Raw genomic sequence first — 24,063 nt, 5'->3', positions numbered from 1 at the left:
CAGAAGGATTAATTAATAAAGAATTTGCAAACAGGGTCGGACTTATTTCAGAAGCTGGTGTTCGACCAATTTCTTGTGTAGCGTATTGCGGTTAATGCCAAGGTACTGCGCAGCTAAAGACTGATTCTGCTTCGCGTGCTGCATGACTAGTTCGAGCATCGGCTTCTCTACTACTGCAAGAACCATTTGGTACAAATTAGATGGAGGTGTTCCTTTGAGATCATCCAAATAACCTTGGAGTTGGGTCTCAATACATTCAGTGATGGGGTGTTTGGTGGTCATGGATAAATTAAATAACTAAAGAACTAAATTTAGGCTGCTTCTAAAAATAACAAACGATCTGAATGGGATTTCATTTCATTGAAAAAATCATTCACCATCTGTAATTGGGTTTTGCAATCATCGGCGGTATTCATTCTTTGGCGAAAGGCATGAGAATCACGTAAGCCCTTGCAATACCAGCCGATATGTTTGCGCGCTGTACGTAAGCCGATATATTCACCATAGAACTCATAGTGATCGATGAGGTGCGCGTTCATGATTTCTTGAATCTCATTAATCTGTGGTGTGGGTAACTTGCCACCTGTTTCCAGAAAATGATTAATTTCACGAAAAATCCAAGGACGCCCTTGAGCGGCGCGGCCAATCATGATGGCATCGGCACCAGTTTCTTTTAAAACAAATTCTGCTTTTTCTGGAGTGGTGATATCACCATTAGCAACTACCGGAATGGCGACGCTATTCTTCACTGCAGTAATGGTTTCGTACTCAGCCTCCCCTTGATAAAGATCGGCTCTCGTACGGCCGTGAACGGTCAACATAGAGATGCCAGATTTTTCGGCGAGACGTGCAATGTCTATTGCATTTTTATGTTCGCGATCCCATCCTGTTCGAATCTTTAAGGTCACGGGAACTGCATTGGGACCAACACCTACAGCTTGCACTACAGCTTCCAAAATTTGCTGAACTAAAGGTTCATCCCTTAATAACGCAGACCCAGCCGCAACATTGCATACTTTTTTGGCTGGGCAACCCATATTGATATCAATAATTTGAGCGCCATGATCAACATTGAGCTTGGCTGCTGCCGCCATCATCTTTGGATCAGCGCCAGCGATTTGGACCGCGATAGGCTTAAATTCGCCTTGGTGATTAGCGCGACGCTGGGTTTTTTCGCTCTTCCAAAGCAATGCATTTGAGGCAATCATTTCAGATACGGCATAGCCAGCACCAAGCTTTTTGCAAAGCTGACGAAATGGCCGATCTGTTACTCCAGCCATTGGGGCAACAAATAACCTATTTGCGAGGAGGTGTGGGCCAATCTTCATGTGTTTCAGGCTGGATTCTGGAGAGCTTCTAGTGCTTGGGAAAGGGTGTCACTTTAGCACAAGTCAGCTTAAATCTGCCTAAAAAATAGGCAGATTCTGTGATTTAGATCAAATGGAGAATGCTTGTATTTTGAGGGCTGTTTCAGCCCCTTAGCGCCTACCAAACATCATCTGGCGAGCTAAGGCTGTTTTGACTGGTGGGAGCCATTGGAGGGCCGATAAAGCCAATCCACGACCGATCACAATGGGAAATAGGTTGGAAGTGAAGATTCTGGCCATGAAGTCGGTTAAGCCTATGGTGGCTGACCGATCCGCCTTGCGGCTTTGGGCATAGTCATTCAACATTACCTCAATAGCCGTGGCGGTTTTTTGATCTTCGGATTTAGAGAAGAGGATGCTGAGTTTTTCGGCCAAGAGATAAGCATCCCTTAATCCCAGGTTAAGACCTTGCCCTGCAACGGGATGCAAGGTTTGGGCGGCATTACCAATCCAAACTTCATTGCCCTGAGTAATTTCTTTACGGTAATTCAGTCCCAACTCATAGAGGCGGCGATCTTGGATTTTGATAAATTGTCCAATCCGCGAACCAAACTCAGCTTGCAGGCTTTTCAGAAATTCAGCATCACTTAAAGAGAGGCGCGCTTGTGAAGAGCTTGGAGTCCCGCACCAAACCAGATTCAAAATATTCGGGCCGTAGTGACTTGGCAATACTGCCAAAGGCCCTTCAGAGGTAAAGCGTTCCCAAGCTTGATAAGGCGCCGCATTTTCAACTTCAACCAAGCCAACTAAAGCTGATTGCTCGTAGTCTCGACCGGACTCCACCCAATCCTGGGTTTTAAATAAACCACCTTCAGCATGCACTACACATTTGGCTTGAATATTTGAAGTAATAGTATCTGTATTAATGTGCTGCCAAACAAAATTGGGGCTCTTTGCTTGAATCATTCTTAATGCCTGGCGCAGTGTGAGATGAATATCGCGATAGCGAATGATATGACCTAAGGCATCTTCCCCAAGCTCTTCGCGAGTCATTAGGGCGCGACCAAAGCGACCTGCCTGTGATACATGCACTCGATGAATGTCTGCGCATTCAGTAGGCCACGCGTCGATGGTATCAAGTAATAATTTGCTGCCGTGCGATAAAGCTATCCCCCTGCTATCAGCAGAAGCTAAATCAGCATCATTTATAGGGTTGCGATCAAGCAAGGCAATCTTAGCTTCTGGAGATTTTTGTAAGCACCATGCTGCGCAGGCTAAACCAACTGGTCCACCGCCCTGAATCAAAATGTCGAAGTTCTTTACTGGCATGCTTGGTAATCTAATTATTCTTCATTAGCGCTTCGATTTCATCGGCTTTGACTGGTACACCGCGAGAAATCAATTCACATCCAGAGTCGTTGACAGCGGCATCATCTTCGATACGAATGCCGATATTCCAAAAGCGTTCATCTACATCGTCTGCTGGACGAACGTATAAACCTGGCTCAATAGTAAGAACCATGCCAGGCTTGAGAAGGCGCCATGGTTTTTCTGAAGAGTCGGTTGCTGTGCCGAGTGGCTCGCGATAGGAGCCGACATCGTGAACATCCATACCCAACCAGTGTGAGGTACGGTGCATATAGAAGCGACGATAGGCGCCAGTCTCAATTGCATTATCTAAAGAACCTAGTTCTGCAAGCTTGAGAAGCTTCTCATCAAGCAGGCCTTGAGTGAGCACCTTTAAGGCTGCCTCATGCGGCTGCATAAATGTATTGCCAGGTTTGGTTGCGGCAATCGCTGCTTCTTGTGATGCCAGGGTAATATCATACAGCGCACGTTGTGGCCCTGTGAACTTGCCGTTCACTGGAAATGTACGGGTGATATCAGAGGCGTAGCCATCAAGTTCGCAACCAGCATCAATCAGGCATAACTCACCACTGCGAAGTTCGGTATCACCAGCGCGGTAATGCAGGATGCAGGAGTTGGCACCACTAGCAACAATGCTGTTGTATGCAACGCTTTGTGCACCGCTATATCGGAACTCATGAAGGAGTTCGGCTTCGAGATGATATTCACGCATACCAGGTTTGCAGGCTTGCATTGCACGAATATGGGCGCGCGCAGAAATTTGGGCGGCACGACGCATGATGTCAATTTCATGTGTATCTTTAAAGAGCCGCATTTCATGAATCAAACTCTCTACATCATGAAACTCTGACGGTGGGTCTACACCAGCGCGCGCTTGAGATCTCACTTGTTTCATCCAATGACGCAAGCGACGATCTGTTTCTGCACTTTCCGAGAGGCGAATATAGACTGCATCTTGATCGGCTAGCAACTCACCCAGTTTTTTATCTAACTCATGATTGCTATGCGCATACTCCACGCCCAAGATTGAAGGTGCTGCATCTGGCCCTAAACGAATGCCATCCCAAATCTCTCGCTCCGCGTCTTTAGGTCTGCAGAAAATATGGGACTCAAGTTGAGGCTTTGAACTTGATCCAGCAATTTTGAGTACCAATGTTGCACCCGGTTCTTCAAAGCCGGTGAGGTAGAAAAAATCACTGTCGTGACGATAGGGAAATTCGCTATCTCGATTGCGGGAAGTCTCGGGTGCCGTGGTAATGATGGCGATGCCCCCACCAGTTTTGGCGCAGATCAGTTTTGCTAATTCAATCCGACGTTGTTGGTAAATATTGGACTTATTCATGCGCTGCATTGAGCTCTTGTAATCGTTGGGGCGTACCTACATCGTGCCACGGACCGGTATATTTTTCACCGGAGACTCTATTTTTGACCATTGCCTCTCTAAGGAGTGGGGCTAACTTTTCGGGCGTACCCAGCTCTAGATCCTTGAAGAGGTCTCGATGGTAGATCCCGATGCCGGAAAAAGTCAGTTTTTCGGCATCGGCTAGGGGTTCAGAAGCTACTTGGGAGCCCTTGAGATAAAAGTCCCCCTCAGGGTGCTGAACTGGATTGGGAACCATCAAAAGATGTGCCAAAGGTAGATTTGGCATGCTTCGTAAACTAGAAACTTGCTCCAAAAGCTGCTCAATCGGCAGATTTGGGCTAAAAACATCCCCGTTGATGACAAGGAAATAATCGCTAGGGTTGAGCAAAGGCAGCGCCTTGCGAATCCCACCTGCCGTTTCTAGGGCGCTAGTTTCTGGGGAGTAGGTGATGTTGAGGTCGAATTGGCTACCGTCACCTAAAGCCTTCTCAATCTTTTGGCCAAGCCAGGCATGGTTAATGACAACGTCTTTAATGCCTGCTGCACTCAGTGCTTCCAAATGCCATGCAAGCAGAGATTTTTTCTTAATCGTGAGGAGTGGCTTAGGCAATTCATCTGTCAGTGGACGCATGCGCTCACCTCGACCGGCGGCCAGTAAAAAGCACGGAATGAGATTGCGCTTATTCATGACAGTTTGCTGTTATTCCTTAGTAGGGCGTGTCGACTCTAATAAGCGTGCCAAGGGCTTTAATTCGATATAACGATTGGCAGTTGCAATCGCATATTCAAGAACCAATGGAATATCTTTGAGATAGCCATCTTTGCCATCGCGATGAAACAGCCTTGCAAAAATACCTAAGACTTTCAGATGGCGTTGTAAACCCATCCACTCAAAGTCACGATAGAACTGACCAAAATCATCTGGCATTGGTAACCCTGCTTCACGGCCCGCCTCCCAAAATTTAATTACCCAATCAATTACGCGCTCTTCAGGCCATGCAATGTAAGCATCGCGCCAGAGTGAAGCTGCATCGTAAGTGATGGGGCCATAAACCGCGTCTTGAAAATCGATCACTCCAGGATTATTCTTTTCAGTCACCATCAGATTGCGTGAATGGTAGTCACGATGGACGTAGACTTTTTCTTGTGCAAGATTGTTTTGAATAATGAGCTCAAATGCTTGCTCGATTTGAGAGTTTTGAAGTTCAGTTAATTCGATATGCAAATGTTTCTTGAGATACCACTCGGGAAATAAATTTAACTCACGTTGTAAGAGTGCTTCATCGTAGTTTGGTAGGACATCCGGTTTGCTTGCTAACTGCATTTTTACCAAAGCGTGTGTTGCATCCTTGTAGAGATGATCGGCGCTCTCAGAATTGAGTTCTGCAAGGTAAGTTTTAGTCCCAAGATCATTGAGCAAAAGAAAGCCTTCGGCTATGTTCTTTTCTAATATTTTTGGAACGTTAAGGCCGGCATTTTCGAGTAGTAAATCAACCTGAATAAAGGTATCCAAGGGCTCATGTTGGGGCGGAGCGTCCATTACGATCAAAGTCGGAAAATCCGGCTTTTTGGACGCAATTCGGAAATACCGTCGAAAGCTGGCATCTGCCGAGGCAGGGGTTAAAGTGGCGAGATCTAATTGCCAGCTAGGTTCAAGGCCTTTTAGCCAGCTACGGAGGGTGTCTAAGCGAGAGTCAGTCATGGTCGATTCGTATAATAAGGCGGGTCTGGATCTATGAGTCATTATCGCCGTCGCGCCGGCCTTTGCGCCCCTCTTTTTTTAGCTGTTACCCTGCGCGTAATGATGGGGGTTGGATTGTCGCAATTTGCCCTTCCAAGTACCGCTCAAGCGCCCGCACCTTTACCTCCTTCCGCGCAGTCTTTAGGTAGCTCCGCTAACTCCGTTTTAATTCCCGATCGTGGCGATGTCACTGTCTTAAGGTTGGATGATCAATTGCGGGCCGGTAAGCCTATCGATGACGGCAGCGCCTTGACGTTTACCTCAAGCGATTCAATTGATGGAATTGTCGATCGCGAAATGCGTTTAAAAGGGCGCGCACAAATTCGTCGTAATGGCGCGGTTATGAAGGCGGATGAAATTAAATACGACCCAGATTCTGATGTAGCAAATTTATCTGGCAATACGGAATTTTCAAAAGGTAATGCATCCTTTAAAGGACCTAAAGCTCGTTTTCGAGTTGATGCGCGTGATGGTGAGATGGAGTCGCCGAATTACGAATTACGTGATAACCGAGCTAGTGGCAATGCAAAAAAATTAACAATTGAAACTTCAGATGTATTTGTATTTGATAAAGCGACCTATACAACCTGTACTCCGGAAAATTTAGATTGGTATTTCACGGCCAGTACTCTGGAGATTGATAACGAACAAAAAGAAATGGTTGGCACACATGGCGTCATGCGATTCTTTGATGTACCCATTGCTTACATTCCTTACTTCACTGCACCAACCTCGAATCAAAGACGTTCTGGAATATTGGCGCCTGTAGCGGGTTACAACTCTAATAATGGTATTGATGTAACGCAGCCTTACTACGTGAATATCGCCCCGAATCGTGACTTGCTGTTATTGCCTCGGGTAATGGGTCAGCGTGGCGTTCAGTTAGGCGCCAAGTATCAATTCTTGGATAAACAGTATGTGGGAAGTTTGGGTGGCGACTACCTTCCTTATGACCGGAAAACTGGCACAGATCGTTGGCGTTATGACTGGCAGCAAAGACAGAACTTTAGTGGCGACTTATTGGGGGTAGGGGGCATTCCTATTGCTGGCGCATGGACTGGCTACGCCAACATTGCTCGAGTTTCGGATAACCTATATCCAACAGATTTTTCCCAAAGTCTCGCTGGCGCTGTGACTAGTCAGTTTCGTCAAGAGGTGGGCACCACTAAGAACTTGACTGGAAGCTTAAGTAATTGGACTGTTGCTGCGAGAGCAATGACCTTTCAGACTTTGCAGCCCGATCCAACCGTAACAGTGCAGTCCCCATACAATATTTTGCCGAACATCACGGCAACTTATAACAATCGTTTAACTCCAGCAGTGGCTGACGTAAGCGGTAAATACATCACCCTGCCTTCTGGCCCTGTAACAACGTTTTCAACGGATTTCACCCGTTTTGCTTACAACATTGGTGGGAACTTAGCGGCTACTGCCCCAGGCGCATACAGTCAGGCGGATCGAACGGTAATTAAAGGAGCCATGGCGCTGCCACAAATTACGCCTGGCTATTACATTACCCCTAAGGTGAGCTTTCAGTCGAACACCTATAACGCAACTCCATATAACCCTGTGGGCGCGCCGGCTGCTCAGGGTTTTACGATCCCAACGTTGAGCTTGGATTCTGGTTTGTCATTTGAAAGAGATGCCACTGAACTAAAAGGCTTCTTTGGGCGCGATATGCTTCTCACAATGGAACCGAGGGCGTTTTATGTTTATACCCCTTACGAAAGTCAAGCCCAAACCCCATTGTTTGATACGGCGGATGCTGGCTTTGGTGTAACTCAAATTTTTAGTGAAAATACATTTATTGGTAATGACCGTATTGCGGATAACAACAAGCTCACGGGTGGTTTAACTAGTCGCATGATTGAGGCCAATACAGGCGCAGAGCGAGCCAACGTGACCCTTGCACAACGCCAAGCTTTCACGGGGCAGAGGGTTGGTTTGAATGGCAATATTGCGAACCCCACAACGTATTCTGATACCTTGGGCTCAGCTTCTGTGCGCCTATTGGGTAACTTTAGTGCGGATATGTTTGGGCAGTACAACACCCAGTTAAATAAATTTGTTCAGACGACCGTAGGTGGAAGCTGGCGCCCAACTCCAGGCAGGAATTTAAATTTTGGCTATAGAAATGTATGGTCGCCCCCCACTCAACCATCATTGCAAAACAATACGCCGGGTACGCTGGCTCAAACCACCACGGATCAGTACAACATTTCTGGCCAGTGGCCGCTTACCAGAGAGGTTTCAGCATTAGGGCGATGGGGTTATGATGCGCTAACGACTAAAACGCTAAATACCTTGGTGGGTTTGGAGTGGATGCGAGACTGCTGGACTTTGCGCGGTGCCTACTCACAAATGCTGAATACCTCACAAATAACCACAACTCAGGTTTTATTCCAAATAGAATTTAGGGGCTTTGGTAGCGCTGGTAGCAATCCAGTTGATATCATGAAGCTCAATGTTCCCGGATATATGCCTACTACCAAGCCTATACCACCTTCAATATATGAGAACTATCAATGATGCGTAGGAATCGAATCAACCAAGCTCTTGCAACCATGATTCTGGTTGGAGTTGCCTTACTATCTCAATTCGCGTTAGCGCAAGATAGTTCAAAGACTTCGGCTGATAGCAAAATTCGCAATATTGATGGTGTTGCAGCTGTAGTCAATACGGGTTACGTGACACGTAAGGAGATTGACGATCGAATCGCAGCTCTTCAAAAACAGGGCTCTAAGCTTCCTGATTCTGCGAATTTGCGTAAGACAGTCCTGGAGCGTCTCATTATCGAAAAGATTCAGTTGCAAAATGCTACGCAAGAGGGTGTTGTAGTTACCAATAAAGAGCTCGACAAAATTATTGGTGATGTTGCTGCCAAAAATAAATTAACACTTGCGGAATTGAAGGTAAAAATTGCAGCCACTGGAAGTACTTACGAGCGCTATCGCGAAATGCTGCTTGAAGAAGTGATTATCAGCCGTTACCGTGAACGTGAAGTAGAGGGCAAGATCAAAATTTCTGACGCTGAGGTAGATAATTTCATTGCTGATCGCAATCGTATGGCTGCTGGTGGTGGAAGGCAAACACGCTCGACTCCAGCAGCAAAAGGTGAGCCAGAAGAAATCGATGTTGCACAAATTTTTATTCCTGCTGATGCAAATGCCGGTGCAGGTGCTCAGGCTGAGGCAAAGAAAAAGGCAGAATCATTATTACGTGAAGCGCGTGGCGATGTTGATTTCTTGCAGCTGGGTGCAATGGCCGCAAAAGACAATCCAAAAATTAAGTTTCAAGAATTGGGTTACCGTCCCCCAGACCGTTTGCCGCAACTTTTTTATGAGGCTGTGAGGAATACAGGTAGCGGACAGTTAGCTAACGCAGTCGTTAAGAGTCCTGCTGGCTATCACGTTCTGAAGGTTCTAGATCGTCGCGCATTGGTTTCTGGTGCGCCTGAACCTCAACAAGCTGCATCTCAAGAGAATGCGTCGACTCCACAAAATATTATGGTTACGCAAACTTTATCTCGTCATATCTTGCTGCGTAATCGTGCAGGTTTGACGGATCAAGACGCTGAAAGACGCCTAGCAGGTTATCGTGATCAGGTTCGTGCAAAGACCGCCGATTTTGGCGACTTAGCTAAAAAGCACTCCGAGGATGGCTCTGCGGCAAATGGCGGCAATCTAGGTTGGATGGGTCCTGGCGATTTAGTTCCTGAATTTGATCAAGCAATGAATCGCTTGCAAATTGGTGAAGTTAGTAACCCAGTCAAGACTGAATTTGGCTGGCATTTGATACAAGTTCTCGAGCGTCGTGAAGCGCAACTAACCCTTGAGAAGCAGCGTCAATTTGCTCGTGCAGCAATTCGTGAGCGTAAATTTGAGCAGGCCTATCAAGATTGGTTACGCGAATTACGCGACACCGCTACGGTGAAGATCATTAACGCCGATGATCCAGCAGCCAGCCCCCGTTAACCTAGTTATTAGCTCTGGAGAGCCTGCAGGGGTTGGTCCAGAGATCTCGATTGCAGCTGCGCTAGCTTTTTTGCAAGAGCAGCCCGCAAGTACGATTACGTTGCTTGGGGATCCAAGCTTACTTTCAGTAGTCGATATTTCTAAAGAGTTATCCACTCGCCTGCACGTGGAGCCTATTCCACTTGCTGCTCCAGTAATTGCTGGCTGTCTTAACCCCGCCAATGCGCAGTATGTTCTCAATATTCTAGATGTTGCAGTTAAGGGGTGTTTACAGGGTCGATTTGATGCCATGATTACTGCACCAATACAAAAGAGTGTGATTAACGAGGGGGATCCTTCAAGTGAAATCATATTTACTGGACATACGGAATATCTAGCTAAACTTTGCAAGCAAGAACATGTTGTCATGATGTTGTGTGCCGTATTACCTGCTGGATTTCTGGGTTTGCAGAAAAGTCACGACCTTCGAGTAGCCTTGGTTACAACGCATCTACCTTTGAGTGCAGTTCCTGAGGCACTCAACTATCGGCATATTCTGGAAACTATTCAGATTGTTGATCAGGACCTGCGAACAAAATTCGGCATTACCAAGCCAGTGATTCGGGTGGCAGGACTCAACCCACATGCAGGTGAATCCGGTTATCTCGGGCGCGAGGAGATTGATGTCATTGCGCCAGCTATCGAAGCTGCGAGAGACTTGGGGATTCAGGTTAGCGGACCTTATCCGGGTGACACGATGTTTGATGCCAAAGTCCTAGATAGTGTGGATGCATTTATTGCGATGTATCACGATCAAGGTCTAGCACCATTTAAGTTCGTCAGTTTTGGCGGTGGCGTGAATATCACTTTAGGGTTGCCAATTATTCGTACCTCGGTAGACCATGGCACTGCACTAGACATTGCTGGGAAAGGCCTTGCAGATTCAGGCAGCATGTTAGAGGCCCTACGCCTAGCCTATCAATTAGCTGTTAATGTAAAGAACACAAAGAATCCAAAAACATGACGCATCGCGCCCGTAAACGATTTGGCCAAAACTTTTTGCAGGACTCCGGAGTAATTTATTCCATCATTGCAGCTATTAATCCCAGTGAAAATATGCACGTGATTGAAATTGGTCCTGGCCTTGGCGCGTTAACAAGACCCTTATTAAATAATCTCGATCATTTAGACCTTTTGGAAATTGATCGAGATTTGGTGGCTTATTGGAATCAAGAGAATCTCAAGGGGCTTAATGTCATTGAGGGGGATGCACTTAAGTTTGATTTCTTGGAATGGGCTAATGCGCGTCCAGCCAACAGCGGTCTATGTAAGGTGGTTGGTAACCTGCCTTACAACATCTCCTCCCCATTACTCTTTCATCTTGTTTCTGCTGCCCATGCAATTGATGAACAGGTATTCATGCTTCAAGCTGAAGTTGTCGAGCGCATGGTATCTAAGGCTGGTGGCTCAGAATTCAGCAGGCTTTCTGTCATGTTGCAAGCGCGCTATGACATGGAACAAGTTTTAGAAGTCCCGCCTGAGGCATTTGACCCGCAACCTAAAGTCAATTCAGCTGTAGTGCGCATGATTCCGCGAAGGGATTTTGATTTAAGCAATGCGCAGTGGCACGCTTTAGAAAAAGTAGTGGCGGCTGCATTTTCCCAAAGAAGAAAAATGCTGCGTACAAACTTATCCGCCTTTGCTGATCGATTATCGTTATCTGAGTCTGAATTAAAAGCGCGTGCCCAGGATATTCCGGTAGAGCGCTATATTGAGTGGGCCAAGGTTTTAGCCCACTAAACTTGTAGTTTTACTGGTAAGCCGTAGGATCAATCACCCGCATTTCAGCTTCAATCCACTTTTCTACCTCTTGATGAAGTTGCCCGCCAGTTTTTCCAGCGGAGGTGATTGCAGGTCCAATCGAGAAGATCACTGTTCCAGGTTGCTTTAGAAAACTGTTTTTAGGCCAGCAACGACCTGCATTGTGGGCAATTGGAATCACTAGCGCCTCGGTAGCACTTGCTAGCCTTGCGCCACCCTTGCTATAGGGTTTGTGGGAGCCGGTAGGTGTTCTGGTTCCTTCTGGAAATAACAATATCCACTTACCTTCACTTAGGCGTTTTTTGCCTTGACCAACAACGGATAGAGCGGCTGTTTCTTTGCTATTGCGATTGATGTGAATCATCTTGAGTAAAGCCAAGGCCCATCCAAAGAAAGGAATCCAAAGCAATTCTCTTTTGAAAACAAAGCAGACCTGCTTAGGAAGCTTAGCGATATAGAAAATAGTTTCGTAAGCAGATTGATGTTTACTCAAAACGACAACAGGTTTATCCAAAACCGCCATCATATTTTCCATGCCGCGAATCTCATAACGAATACCGCAGAGGGGTTGCAAGATCCAGATCACGACCTTATTCCAAAGTCCGATAAAGCGATAGCGATTCTCAGGGCTGAGGAATGGAAAAACGAGGATGCAAAGCACCGACCAGATTGGGGTAAAAATCAGCAAAAAGAGGGTAAATAGGGCTGAGCGAATAAAAGTCATATTTGCATTAAACCTTATCTTCTAAGAGTGCATTTGCAAATGCCATCAAATCTGCATGAATCTGCGTTCCTTCTGGTAGGCCGCCCTTATCCAAAGTCTTACTGCCTTTGCCGGTCAATACCAAATGTGGGCTAGCACCAAGAGCAACCCCTGCTTGCAGGTCGCGTAAGGAGTCACCCACAATTGGCACCCCCAATAGTGGTGTAGCACTCTGATTCTTTTTGTAGCGCAGGGCAATTTCTTTCATCATTCCTGGCAGAGGCTTACGGCAATCACATGCATTGGCATCGGTATGTGGACAAAAGAAAATGCTATCGATATGACCGCCCAAAGGTTTAAGCAGTCTATCCATCTTGCTATGCATGGCATGGAGATCATTGATATTGAAATATCCCCGCGCTAAACCAGACTGGTTAGTCGCTACAGCAATTTGGTAGCCGGCTTGATTGAGTAGTGCGATTGCCTCAAGGCTTCCTGGCAAAGGAATCCACTCATCACTCGATTTCACATAATCATCACGATCTTCGTTAATCACACCATCGCGATCAAGAATGATGAGTTTAGAAGAGCTGGTGCTCATGCTAATTTGCCGAGGTCGGCAATGAGATTCATTTTCTGGTGAAGTTGTTGCAGGAGAGCGAGGCGGTTATCGCGTAACTCTGGATTGGGATCCATCACCATGACATCGGCAAAGAATTGATCAATTGGGGCACTTAAGGCTACCAGCGCTTTTAATAAGTCTACAAACTGACGTTTTTCATAAGCTGCTGTCAGTGTTGGAGTCAGTTTCTCAAGTGCCTGATGCAGATTGATTTCAGCAGGAACTTGTAAGAGCTTGCTTGAACAGGTCGCTGGAATAGCTGTTGCATTTTTTTTCAAGATATTGCTGATGCGCTTATTGGCAGAAGCTAACTGAGCTGCTTCTGCCAAGGCATTAAATTCACGTAAGGCAGTTAAGCGATCAATTAAATCATTGAGCTGTGCAGGTGACTGACTTAATACGGCATCAATCTCTTCTGTAGTAAACGGCTTACCTGCAACGGCTTGGTCGCGTAAGTAAGCGCGGAGACGATCAATGATGAAGGCATAAACATCTTCAGGCTTAGCTTTTTCTTGAACGTCTTTTTGCGGAAACTGTTTGCGAGCCAGTTCAATTAAGTCAGGCAGGCTGAGGCCAAGATTCTTTTCTAGCAAAAGCCGACAAATTCCTAAGGCATGACGACGTAAGGCATAGGGGTCTTTGTCTCCGGTGGGAGCAAGACCAACACCCCAAATTCCAACAAGAGTTTCTAGCTTGTCCGCAATCGCTAGGATGGTGCCAGTTTGACTCTGTGGCAAAGCATCACCAGCAAAGCGAGGCATGTAATGTTCGCTACAAGCAGATGCTACTTCTACATTTTCGCCATCATGCGTTGCATAGTAGCGACCCATAATGCCCTGAAGCTCTGGGAACTCACCAACCATATCAGTTAGCAAATCGGTTTTAGCAATTTCAGCGGCACGACTAGCTAGTGTCTCGTCAGCGGATAAGGCTTTGGCAATGCCTACTGCGATTCCTTGAACACGCTTAGTGCGATCCAATTGATTGCCGAGCTGATTGTGGTAGACCACTTTTCCAAGATCGGCCACACGGGAAGCTAGCGGACGCTTTTGATCTTGCTGAAAGAAGAAGCGTGCATCAGAAAGACGTGGGCGCACTACTCGCTCGTTACCAGAAATGATGGCTTCTGGCTTATCGGTCTCGATATTGGAAACAATGAGGAAGCGATTACGTAACTTACCCTGCTTATCAGTCAAGGCAAAGTATTTTTGATTAGTCTGCATGGTCAGAATCAAACATTCTTGTGGAACTTCCAAGAATTCCTGATCAAAGTGACATTCATAAATTGCTGGCCACTCAACCAAAGCCGTTACTTCATCTAATAAGCTATCTGGCATCAACACTAAATCATTGCCGGCAGCTTTTAATAATGCGGATTCGATAACTTCACGACGCTTGTTAAAGTTTGGCAATACTTTAGCCTTGCTGGTGAGGTCAGATTCATATTGATCTGCAGAGCTGATTGCGATGACGCCTGGGGCCATAAAGCGGTGCCCCTCTGTTTGATTGGCTGCATCTATACCCAGTGCGCTGATATTTAAAGCTTGTTTGCCATGCAGAGCAATGATGCGGTGTGCAGGTCGAGCAAACTCAACATCCGCTAATTCGCCATTTTTTTGAAGCACTTGATAGTGCATCATTTTGGCGATGGGTAATTTGCCGAGTGTTTGCTCAAGCGCTTGTTGAGCAGTCTGTTCTAGTGCCGCTCCCTTGGCAACGACATTGAGATATAAAGCCTCATTCTTTCCTTCGCCTGCTTTTTCTAAAGTAGAGAGGTCAATGTCAGCGCAACCCAAGGAAGCTAATTTTTTTTGTAGTGGTGCAGTAGGTTTGCCATCTGCATCAAAAGCAATGCTTGTCGGCAGTAATTTTTCACGTATCGGATAGTCCGGCGCTTGACTCAAGACATGGGTCACCTGAACAGCAAGGCGGCGCGGTGTAGCGTAGCCAGTCGCAACGGAATTTTCACTCAAGAGGCCAGCTGACTTCAGTGCGGAATAAATGCCATCACTGAAGGCGTCACCTAAACGGCGCAATGATTTTGGTGGAAGCTCTTCGGTAAATACTTCAATCAGAAGATTATCTGATTGAGAGAGGGAATTCGGTGTACTCATAATTAGATCGAGCTGATTAAGCTTTGGGTTGACGTTGGCACATCGGGAAGCCCAACTTCTCACGAGACTCGAAATAAGCCTGCGCTACTGCGCGCGAGAGATTTCGGATGCGTCCGATATAGGCCGCACGCTCAGTCACTGAGATTGCGCCACGGGCATCCAGTAAGTTGAAGGTATGTCCAGCCTTAAGTACCATTTCATAAGCGGGTAATGCTAGTGGAACTTCCATCAAACGCTTAGCTTCACTTTCATAGTTGGTGAAGTTTGCAAATAATAGGTCGGTGTTGGAGTGTTCAAAGTTGTAGCAAGACTGCTCCACTTCGTTCTGGTGGTACACATCACCATAAGAGATGCCATCCGCCCAAACAAGGTCGTATACGTTTGAGCAATTTTGGATGTACATCGCCAAGCGCTCGATACCGTAAGTGATTTCGCCTAAAACAGGTTTACAGTCAATACCGCCAACTTGTTGGAAATAGGTGAACTGTGTGACTTCCATGCCGTTAAGCCAAACTTCCCAACCTAAACCCCATGCGCCTAAGGTTGGGTTTTCCCAGTCGTCTTCAACAAAGCGTACATCGTTCTTTTGAAGATCAAGACCTAAAGCGGCAAGTGAGCCCAGGTAGAGTTCAAGAATATTTTCTGGTGCAGGCTTCAGTACTACCTGATATTGGTAGTAGTGCTGCAAACGGTTCGGATTTTCTCCGTATCGACCATCTTTTGGTCTCCGTGAGGGCTGGACGTAAGCGGCTTTCCATGGCTCAGGGCCAATGGCCCTCAAGAAAGTGGCTGTATGAGATGTACCGGCACCGACCTCAAGGTCAATAGGTTGCAATAGGGCACAACCTTGTTGGTCCCAGTAATCTTGGAGTTTGAGAATGATTTGCTGAAAAGTAAGCATGATTTACCTGGCTAAGCCTTTGATTTTACATGGCTAAGCTAGTGAACTATGAAATAGTGATTAGATTCGTTTTTGGCGAATGATGCCTAAGATAAGCAGTAGGCAAGAAAGGCTCAAAATAGGGGCATTTCCCCAAATCACATAAGGAGTTGTGCCTGAGTAGGCTTGAATCTTGAGGCTAAGTACACCTTGGGTAAATTCGTCTAATTGGGACAGTATTTTGCCGTCAGGACCAAGCGCTGCGGTAATGCCCGTATTTGTGGCGCGTAGTGCTGGTAGTCCGGTCTCTAAGGAGCGTAACTGCGACAGCCTTAATTGCTGTGCTGGCGCTTGAGAATTCCCAAACCAGGCCAAGTTAGTCATATTGATCAACAGGTTGATGGGCTGTTTGCTATGGTGGAGGCGGGAAGCTAATTCCCCACCAAAGACATCTTCGTAGCAAATGGTGATGGCTGCATGAAGCGCATCTTTACCAGAGCGAATAATGCTGAAAGGGGCTTGATCTAATGCGCCACGCGCAAAGTCACTCATGGGCACATTGAAGGCATTCACAAACCAATGAAAGCCGGGTGGAATAAATTCCCCAAAAGGCACCAAGTGAGACTTGTCATATTGATAGCTCGGCATACCGGGAGAAATTCCAAGTGCACGATTGGTGTATTTGATTTCAGTGGAGTCACGCGATTCCCCAATGACGCCTAGCAAGACATTACTTGAGGTATTAGCAGAAAACTGTTGCAGTGATTCCAATAAGCCAATTGGTAGATTACCCTGGGGCCAGGGATAAGCAGTTTCTGGAGTAATGATGAGGTCAGCAGATTTACTCTCTATAGCATTGGTATAAAAGCTAAATTGCTCTTCAATGGCCTTGGGATCAAACTTGAGGCTCTGCTCAAAATTACCCTGAATTAAACGGACACTTAGCGGTTCACCAATGGGTTTTGTGAAGGTCCAGAAACTCGCGAGTTGCGCAAGTGCGACGGCGAAAATAATGCAGGCGGAGCTAAAGACAATATTTTTCCTTAGCTGCGTAATCTCCCAAGAAATCCACACCACTAAAAATGTGCAGGCTAGGCCGCCGAAGAATGGCGCTGCTGGCGCGAAGGGACCATTGAATTGTGCTTCCGCAAATCCCATCCAAGGAAAGCCAGTCAATACTACGCTGCGCAGGTATTCAATGAGTACCCAAGATGCTGCTAGCACTAGGCCCGTTAGATATCTACGCCTAGGTAAACAGAGGGTGAGAGAGGCGCTAGAGAAAAATAAGGCCATGCCTCCAGCCAATAAAAAAACAGCCAAGCAAGAAATCACAGCATGCATCCCGCCTACATCATGCAAGCTAATGTAGATCCACCAGAGTCCCAGAACAAAGTAGCCTAGGCCAAACGACATCCCGAAAAAAAATTGATTTTTAATAGAAGGGTTTGATTGTTGACTCAATCGCCACCAAATCAAACTGAGGATCGGGATTTGTATCCAGCCACCATACGGCAGCTCTGCAGCAGTAGCCAGTAAGACCCCTAAAAAAAATAGCAGCAATACGTTGACGCTATTGCTTAGTCTTGCTGATTGCCGATCAATCAAAGTAATTCTCAGGAAGGTTTCTTTGGGAGTTGGCGTGCGAGCAGGATATGAATCTGTCTTGGGTCAGCGCGTTGAATCTCAAACTCAACACCATCGATCTCAATGAGCTCACCCATCTTAGGCACTCGACCAAGATGCTGAATGACTAAGCCGGCCACTGTTTCAATATCTTCATCATGAAATTGAGTACCTAGCGTCTCATTAAATTGCTCAAGCTCAGTGATACCTTTAACTCGGATATCGCCATTATCCAAAGAGATTAGGTTATCGGCCTCTTCATCAATATCATGCTCGTCTTCAATATCACCAACAATTTGTTCCAGTACGTCTTCAATCGTAATTACACCGGCAACGCCACTGTACTCATCCACAACAATTGCCAAGTGATTCCGATTGTCTTTGAAGTCACGCAGTAAAACGCTTAAACGTTTTGATTCTGGAATAAATACAGCTGGGCGAAGCCAGTCTCGAACCTGAAAATCTTTTTCAGTGGAGTGGCGCAATAAATCTTTTGCTAGCAAGGTGCCAATGACGTTGTCGCGGCTACCTTCAAATACGGGAAAGCGTGAATGAGCTGCAGTAATCACACTCTTGATAATTTCAGATAGCGGTTGGTTGATGTCAATCCAATCAATCTGAGCCCTGGGAATCAAAATATCGCGAGCGCACAATTGCCCTACCTGAAACACGCCCTCGATCATGGAGAGGGCATCTGCATCTATTAAGCCCTCAGTTTGAGCTTCTCTGAGGGTGTCAATGAGTTCTTGACGACGTTCTGCTGGGCTGGTTGGCTGTGGCGTTAAAAAATCAGCCAAGCGTTCTAAAAGGGATTTATTGGGGTCAGGCATATAGCAAGAATATCGCAGAAATCAGTAAATTCAGTAAAGGAAGGCTTAAAGATGCTTTAAATAGGTGAGTAGGGATTGGTAAATCCTAAAGATTTCAGGAGGATGATTTCCTTACCTTCCATCTTCTTCGCTTCTTTATCGTTTTCATGGTCAAGACCTTGGGCATGTAGGCAGCCATGAATAATCAGATGCGCTAAGTGAGCTTTAATGGCTTTGCCTTGCTCGGACGACTCTTTTTGAATGACAGGAAGACAAAAAATAATATCGGCAGCCAAAGTCTTTTTGTTGAGCTCATAGGGAAAGGTCAGTACATTGGTCGCATAGTCTTTATTGCGAAATGCAAAATTCAATTTTTTGCCTTCAGCTTTATTGACAAAGCGTAAGGTGACAAGCCCATTCAATTGAACTGCTGATTTCACCCATTTTTTAATTGCCGTTAGAGATGTTATTGCCAGAACTTTGTCTTCAATGCTTGCGTTAGCAAATTGAATATCAATCTCGAGTTTAGAGGGTGATGATTGCTTAGTTGTCATCTTAATGGGCATGGGTGAGGGTGGACTCATCAATGAGATCACCTCGAAGCGTGTAGTTCAGTACTTCGGTAATGCGGATGTCTACCATTTGGCCGATGAGCGATTCGGTGTCTTCATTTGGGGCATTAAAGTGAATCACTCGATTATTGGTGGCGCGACCTTGCAAGTTGACACCATCCTTTGCGAGTCCTTCAACAAGCACTCGCTCAATATTGCCCATCATATTTTTGCTAATCTGATTTGCTTGTGATTCCACTAGAGCAAGCAGTGTTTGTAGGCGCTTGAGTTTGACCTCATAAGGAGTGTCATCACTCAAGTTGGCTGCGGGGGTGCCAGGGCGCGCACTGAAGATAAAGCAAAAGCTGTTATCAAAATTGAGTTCTTCAACCATCTTGAGCAGTTTTGCAAAGTCCTCATCGGTCTCTCCAGGAAAGCCAACAATAAAATCACTGGACAGTGTCAGATCTGGCCGTACAGCACGCATTTTGCGGATAATGCTTTTATATTCCAGGGCCGTATAGCCACGTTTCATGGCGGATAAAACAGAGTCGGACGCATGCTGCACGGGCAGGTGGAGATGACTTACCAGCTTAGGAACTTTTGCGTAGACATCAATCAAGCGCTGAGTAAATTCTTTTGGGTGGCTAGTGGTAAAACGAATTCTCTCTACGCCAGGAATTTCGGCAATGTACTCAATTAGTAGAGCAAAGTCTGCAAGCTCCTCACTGCCACCCATCTTGCCAAGATAGGCATTGACGTTTTGACCTAGTAAAACAATTTCTTTGACGCCTTGAGTTGCAAGGCCAGCCACTTCAGTCAATACATCATCAAAGGGGCGCGATACTTCTTCGCCTCGAGTGTAGGGAACCACGCAGTAGCTGCAATATTTTGAACAGCCCTCCATGATGGAGACGTAAGCTGAGCCACGCGTTTGGCGAGAAGCGGGAAGGTGATCAAACTTTTCTATTTCGGGAAAAGAAATGTCTACCTGAGATCTGCCGGTTTCGCGGCGCTGCACAATCAAATCCGATAAGCGGTGTAAGGTTTGCGGACCAAAGACTACGTCAACATATGGTGCCCTGCTAATAATTTGCTGACCTTCTTGGCTAGCAACGCAACCGCCCACACCAATTAATAAATTGGGCTTGGTTTTCTTGAGCTCACGTAGGCGCCCTAAGTCTGAAAATACTTTGTCTTCCGCTTTTTCTCGAATCGAGCAGGTGTTTAGTAGAACAACATCTGCATCTTCTGGTGTATCGGTCATGACCATGCCTTCATCGGCATGTAGGAGGTCAGCCATCTTGCCCGAGTCATACTCGTTCATTTGGCAGCCAAAGGTTTTGATATAGAGCTTTTTCATATGCCGTTCTCAGGTTTATAGCTGGGGGCGAAGCTCAGATTTTACGGGATAAGACGTTTAGAGCAGACGTAGGGCCAGAATCGCAATAATGGTCGGTGGAATAGCAGCTACAAACAACAAGCCTGCCGAAACTGCGGCATTTGGGAAGTAACTACGCAAAATAGCTAATCCGGCAGGGTTTGGCGCATTTGCAATCACGGTTAAGCCGCCGCCTGCCACTGCGCCACCCACTAAAGCCAGCTTGAACTCGGGGGAAGTTCCCTGCACCAGGGATCCCAGATACGTGAGCGCAGCATTGTCGGTAATCGCTGTTAACGCCAAGCTGCCATAGAACACAGCGGTAGGGCTCATGGTTTCGAGGATCGGTTGCAGCCACCATCCTTGCAGTGCGCCCAGAAAAACTAACCCGCCTAAGAAGAATCCCACTAGTAATGCTTCACGCAAAATCAACGGACTCTGGTGTTTTGGATAAGCGGTAGTGAAGCCAATAAAAAAGAGTAGCAACCACATAAAGATGACTGGATCGTGTGCAAAACCCACAATGCCCAATAAGAAGAGTAGATGAATTGCTGTAATCGTCAGTGGAATGCGAACCTGATCCGATTTGCTCGTTGGCTCAATGAGTTGCTTATGAAAGAGTAATGTTGCAATCGTCGCATTAACAAAAATAGCAATCGTTGCTTCATGTCCAAAATTAGCAAACATGAATGCGCTATCCCAGCCCCATGTTGAGGCTACCATCAGCACTGGTGGTGCAGCAAAATTAGTTAGCGTGCCACCAATTGAAATATTGACGAACAGCACACCTAGGGTGCCATACAAAAGTGGGGCGGAGCATTTATGGCGATAGACCAGGTCTCGCAATAAGAATGCTGCCAGTGTCATTGCTGCAGGCTCAGTAATGAGTGAGCCTAGTAAGGGGGTGATGCTCAGTGTTAAGAAATACAGGGTTGGAGCTTGCTTAGTGCGCAAGACCAATTGAATTACCTTGCCAAGCTTATAGAGTAGCTGAGTTGCAAAATGGAGAATAGGCTTGCTACCGGCAACAACCATGATGGCAAAAACAAATAGTGGCTCCGTAAAGTTCCGCTCATTAGCGTACTGTTTTGCCGTAGCCAAATCATTTGCAAGCCACATGAAAATAATTAGAATTGCAGCCCAAAATCCAAAGACAATTTCCACTTCGCCTAGTAGGTGCCATAAACCCGCGTGCCTTGGGGATTTTTTGGCGAGAAGTTCAAAATATGAAGTGCAAAAAGTATGCAACACCGCGATGGCAAAAATAATGCTCGCACCAAGTTCTGTAGGGGTAAAGTTCATGGGTAGATATTATCAGGGTAGTGTTAAAAAGCCGTTCTTAATATGAAGCAAATAAAAGTGCTGGCAATTTAGGAGATTTTGATGAAATTGAAATTAGGCTATCAAGAGTTAATTGCAAATGCGATGGCTCAAATTGAGACTGTTCCATTAGAACAAGCCCAAAAACTCCTAGGTGATGAAAATACTGTTTTTGTGGATATACGAGACGTGAGGGAGTTGGAGCGTGAGGGCATGATTCCAAATGCCATTCATGCGCCTCGGGGGATGCTGGAGTTTTGGGTCGATCCAGACAGTCCTTATTACAAGCCGGTTTTTGGCGAGGGTAAGCGTTTGGTGCTCTATTGCGCATCTGCATGGCGTTCTGCCCTGGCGACTGAAACTCTACAAAAGATGGGGGTTCCCGGTATTTGTCACCTAGAAGGGGGTTTTAGCGCCTGGAAAAAGGCCGCACTACCAGTGGTGGAAAAACATTCAAAGCCACATCTTGGTTAAATTTCTGCCCTGATAGATCTTGAAATCGCTTAAATAGCCCCCAATTACAGGGGGTTATATTCATTGATTAAGAGGGTATTTGCATGACTGTAGCCAGTAAAGAAACCTTAGGTTTTCAGGCCGAGGTAAAACAACTTTTACAACTGATGATCCATTCCTTGTATTCCAACAAGGAAATTTTTCTTCGTGAATTGATTTCAAATGCTTCTGATGCTTCAGACAAACTCCGCTTTGAGGGTATCGAGCATCCTGATTGGTATGGTGATGATCCTGAACTGAAGATTAAGGTCAGTTTCGATAAGGCTGCCAGAACTGTGACCATTTCTGATAATGGAATTGGCATGAGTCGTGACGAAGTAATTTCCAATCTGGGAACTATCGCCCGCTCTGGTACGAAAGAATTTTTCTCTAAGTTATCGGGTGATCAACAAAAAGATGCTGCCTTGATTGGCCAGTTTGGTGTGGGCTTCTATTCCGCATTTATTGTGGCCGACCGTATCACTGTAGAGACACGTCGAGCAGGTCTACCAGCAGCTGACGGCGTGCGCTGGGAGTCTGATGGCTCGGGTGAGTTTACGGTTGAAAGTATCGATCGTCCACAACGTGGCACATCGATCACGATGCATCTTCGTGAAGGTGAGGATGATTTCCTCTCCACTCATAAACTCAAGTCAATTATTCGTAAGTATTCCGATCACATCTCCTTGCCCATTCAAATGAATAAAGAGGAATGGGATGCGGATAAAAAAGAGCAAGTCATTAAGGACGAGCTTGAGAGCATTAATCAATCTAGCGCTTTATGGGCACGATCTAAGTCTGAAATCACTGAAGAGCAGTACGACGAGTTTTATAAACACTTGTCACATGACTATGAGAATCCTTTGTGCTATTCCCTCAATCGGGTTGAGGGGCGTAGTGAGTTTACGCAGCTACTGTATGTACCTGCACGTGCACCATTTGATTTGTGGGACCGCAATAAGCGGGGTGGTATTAAGTTGTACGTGAAGCGGGTATTCATCATGGATGATGCCGAACAATTGATGCCCATGTACTTGCGCTTTGTCACCGGCGTGATTGACTCAACGGATCTACCTCTAAACGTCTCCCGTGAGATCCTGCAAGAATCGCGCGACGTCAAAATCATCCGCGAGAGTTCTACCAAGCGTGTGCTGAGTATGTTGGAGGAGCTCGCCAATAGCGATGATGAGGCTAAGAAAGAAAAATATCGCACCTTCTGGACCCACTTTGGGCAGGTACTTAAAGAGGGTATTGGCGAGGATCAGGCAAATCAAGAGCGCATCTTAAAGCTCTTGCGTTTTGCAAGTACGCATACCGATTCCGCTGATCAAGCTGTTTCTTTGGCTGAATATATTTCCCGCATGAAAGAGGGTCAGGATAAGATTTATTACGTCACTGGCGATACTTTTAATGCGGCTAAAAATAGTCCGCATTTAGAGATCTTCCGCAAGAAAGGTGTTGAAGTTCTATTACTCTCCGATCGTGTTGACGAGTGGATGCTTTCTTTCTTCACTGAATTCGATGGCAAACAGATGACCTCAGTGGCTAAAGGCGGTCTTGATCTTGGCAATCTTAGTGATGAAAAAGAAAAGAAAGAGCATGAAGAAACTGAGAAGAATTTCAAAGATTTGCTTGATCGCATGAAGTTGGCATTAGAAGAGAAAGTGAAAGATGTGCGCGTCACCTTCCGCTTGACTGACTCTCCGGCATGTTTGGTTTCTGATGAAAATGAACTCTCTGGAAATCTATTGCGCATGCTCAAGGCCGCGGGTCAGCAAGCGCCTGATACCAAGCCTATTCTGGAAATTAATCCCGAGCATCCATTGCTCTTAAAGTTGAAGGCTGATGACCAGCATTTTGATGAGTGGACTCAGGTCTTATTTGATCAAGCCCTTTTGGCCGAGGGTGGTCAGCTAAATGACCCAGCTGCTTATGTAAAGCGCATTAATCATCTCTTGCTTTCTTAATCTTCAGGAGTTAAAAAAGAAAAACCCGACTTGCATTACGCAGGTCGG

General features: G+C 46.1%; 21 protein-coding genes. 6 read left to right on the top strand and 15 right to left on the bottom strand.

What is annotated here, in order from left to right; translation table 11 throughout:
- Positions 1-42: 42 nt before the first annotated feature.
- The 6 genes from ICN16_RS05205 to ICN16_RS05180 all read right to left on the bottom strand — a co-directional run bounded on the left by ICN16_RS05205 (position 43) and on the right by ICN16_RS05180 (position 5,740).
- On the bottom strand, positions 43-282 hold the full coding sequence (locus tag ICN16_RS05205; protein WP_216135185.1) for a helix-turn-helix domain-containing protein: 240 nt from the start codon (positions 280-282) through the stop codon (positions 43-45).
- 29 nt (positions 283-311) lie between these two features.
- On the bottom strand, positions 312-1,328 hold the full coding sequence (dusB, locus tag ICN16_RS05200; RefSeq protein ID WP_216135182.1) for a tRNA dihydrouridine synthase DusB: 1,017 nt from the start codon (positions 1,326-1,328) through the stop codon (positions 312-314).
- A gap of 150 nt (positions 1,329-1,478) precedes the next feature.
- Positions 1,479-2,636 carry an FAD-dependent monooxygenase gene (locus ICN16_RS05195; protein WP_216135179.1) on the bottom strand — a complete coding sequence of 386 codons (1,158 nt, stop codon included), beginning with the start codon at positions 2,634-2,636 and terminating at the stop codon, positions 1,479-1,481.
- Between the two features lie 10 nt (positions 2,637-2,646).
- On the bottom strand, positions 2,647-4,017 hold the full coding sequence (locus ICN16_RS05190; protein ID WP_370625606.1) for an aminopeptidase P N-terminal domain-containing protein: 1,371 nt from the start codon (positions 4,015-4,017) through the stop codon (positions 2,647-2,649).
- Positions 4,010-4,726, bottom strand: coding sequence for an N-acetylmuramate alpha-1-phosphate uridylyltransferase MurU (murU, locus tag ICN16_RS05185; RefSeq protein ID WP_216135173.1), 717 nt, complete (start codon positions 4,724-4,726; stop codon positions 4,010-4,012). Before murU ends, ICN16_RS05190 begins: the two co-directional genes overlap by 8 nt.
- A gap of 12 nt (positions 4,727-4,738) precedes the next feature.
- A complete protein-coding gene (locus ICN16_RS05180) occupies positions 4,739-5,740 on the bottom strand; it encodes an aminoglycoside phosphotransferase family protein (RefSeq protein ID WP_216135171.1) in 1,002 nt (333 codons plus the stop codon).
- 33 nt (positions 5,741-5,773) lie between these two features.
- Here ICN16_RS05180 and ICN16_RS05175 point away from each other — a divergent pair, with 33 nt between their 5' ends.
- The 4 genes from ICN16_RS05175 to rsmA are packed head-to-tail and all read left to right on the top strand — an operon-like array spanning position 5,774 to position 11,532.
- On the top strand, positions 5,774-8,308 hold the full coding sequence (locus tag ICN16_RS05175; RefSeq protein ID WP_216135169.1) for an LPS-assembly protein LptD: 2,535 nt from the start codon (positions 5,774-5,776) through the stop codon (positions 8,306-8,308).
- Positions 8,305-9,753: a peptidylprolyl isomerase gene (locus ICN16_RS05170; protein ID WP_216135157.1), complete on the top strand. Its 1,449-nt coding sequence runs from the start codon at positions 8,305-8,307 to the stop codon at positions 9,751-9,753. The genes ICN16_RS05175 and ICN16_RS05170 overlap by 4 nt, the downstream gene beginning before the upstream one ends.
- Entirely contained in the window at positions 9,728-10,756 is a 1,029-nt protein-coding gene (pdxA, locus tag ICN16_RS05165; RefSeq protein WP_216135154.1) for a 4-hydroxythreonine-4-phosphate dehydrogenase PdxA, read from the top strand. Before ICN16_RS05170 ends, pdxA begins: the two co-directional genes overlap by 26 nt.
- The gene (gene rsmA, locus ICN16_RS05160) at positions 10,753-11,532 is read left to right on the top strand and encodes a 16S rRNA (adenine(1518)-N(6)/adenine(1519)-N(6))-dimethyltransferase RsmA (protein ID WP_216135152.1); all 780 of its coding nucleotides are present in this window, start codon (positions 10,753-10,755) and stop codon (positions 11,530-11,532) included. Before pdxA ends, rsmA begins: the two co-directional genes overlap by 4 nt.
- Before the next feature lie 10 nt (positions 11,533-11,542).
- Here the strand turns inward: rsmA and ICN16_RS05155 are convergent, their stop codons facing one another.
- The 9 genes from ICN16_RS05155 to ICN16_RS05115 are packed head-to-tail and all read right to left on the bottom strand — an operon-like array spanning position 11,543 to position 21,538.
- Positions 11,543-12,277: a 1-acyl-sn-glycerol-3-phosphate acyltransferase gene (locus tag ICN16_RS05155; protein WP_216135149.1), complete on the bottom strand. Its 735-nt coding sequence runs from the start codon at positions 12,275-12,277 to the stop codon at positions 11,543-11,545.
- Positions 12,278-12,284: 7 nt separating this feature from the next.
- A complete protein-coding gene (gene gmhB, locus ICN16_RS05150) occupies positions 12,285-12,857 on the bottom strand; it encodes a D-glycero-beta-D-manno-heptose 1,7-bisphosphate 7-phosphatase (protein WP_216135144.1) in 573 nt (190 codons plus the stop codon).
- Positions 12,854-14,992: a glycine--tRNA ligase subunit beta gene (gene glyS / locus ICN16_RS05145; protein ID WP_216135143.1), complete on the bottom strand. Its 2,139-nt coding sequence runs from the start codon at positions 14,990-14,992 to the stop codon at positions 12,854-12,856. Before glyS ends, gmhB begins: the two co-directional genes overlap by 4 nt.
- 16 nt (positions 14,993-15,008) lie before the next feature.
- On the bottom strand, positions 15,009-15,893 hold the full coding sequence (glyQ, locus tag ICN16_RS05140) for a glycine--tRNA ligase subunit alpha (protein WP_216135140.1): 885 nt from the start codon (positions 15,891-15,893) through the stop codon (positions 15,009-15,011).
- Between the two features lie 60 nt (positions 15,894-15,953).
- Positions 15,954-17,432, bottom strand: a complete 1,479-nt coding sequence (gene lnt, locus ICN16_RS05135; RefSeq protein WP_255533657.1) for an apolipoprotein N-acyltransferase — start codon at positions 17,430-17,432, stop codon at positions 15,954-15,956.
- A gap of 53 nt (positions 17,433-17,485) precedes the next feature.
- Positions 17,486-18,325, bottom strand: coding sequence for an HlyC/CorC family transporter (locus ICN16_RS05130; RefSeq protein WP_216135137.1), 840 nt, complete (start codon positions 18,323-18,325; stop codon positions 17,486-17,488).
- 56 nt (positions 18,326-18,381) lie between these two features.
- Complete coding sequence (gene ybeY, locus ICN16_RS05125) at positions 18,382-18,858, bottom strand: rRNA maturation RNase YbeY (RefSeq protein WP_216135134.1); 477 nt, start codon at positions 18,856-18,858, stop codon at positions 18,382-18,384.
- Position 18,859: 1 nt separating this feature from the next.
- Positions 18,860-20,218, bottom strand: coding sequence for a tRNA (N6-isopentenyl adenosine(37)-C2)-methylthiotransferase MiaB (miaB, locus tag ICN16_RS05120; protein ID WP_216135131.1), 1,359 nt, complete (start codon positions 20,216-20,218; stop codon positions 18,860-18,862).
- A 57-nt stretch (positions 20,219-20,275) separates the two neighbouring features.
- A complete protein-coding gene (locus ICN16_RS05115; protein ID WP_216135129.1) occupies positions 20,276-21,538 on the bottom strand; it encodes a putative Na+/H+ antiporter in 1,263 nt (420 codons plus the stop codon).
- 81 nt (positions 21,539-21,619) lie between these two features.
- On the opposite strand from ICN16_RS05115, the gene ICN16_RS05110 reads away from it, so the two are divergent.
- Entirely contained in the window at positions 21,620-22,030 is a 411-nt protein-coding gene (locus tag ICN16_RS05110) for a rhodanese-like domain-containing protein (protein ID WP_216135127.1), read from the top strand.
- An 83-nt stretch (positions 22,031-22,113) separates the two neighbouring features.
- Positions 22,114-24,015, top strand: a complete 1,902-nt coding sequence (htpG, locus tag ICN16_RS05105; protein ID WP_216135125.1) for a molecular chaperone HtpG — start codon at positions 22,114-22,116, stop codon at positions 24,013-24,015.
- The last annotated feature ends 48 nt before the right edge of the window (positions 24,016-24,063 follow it).

Origin of the sequence: Polynucleobacter sp. es-MAR-4, assembly GCF_018882055.1 — a bacterium.
Lineage (GTDB): Bacteria > Pseudomonadota > Gammaproteobacteria > Burkholderiales > Burkholderiaceae > Polynucleobacter.
This window is presented reverse-complemented; position numbering and strand designations above follow the sequence as displayed.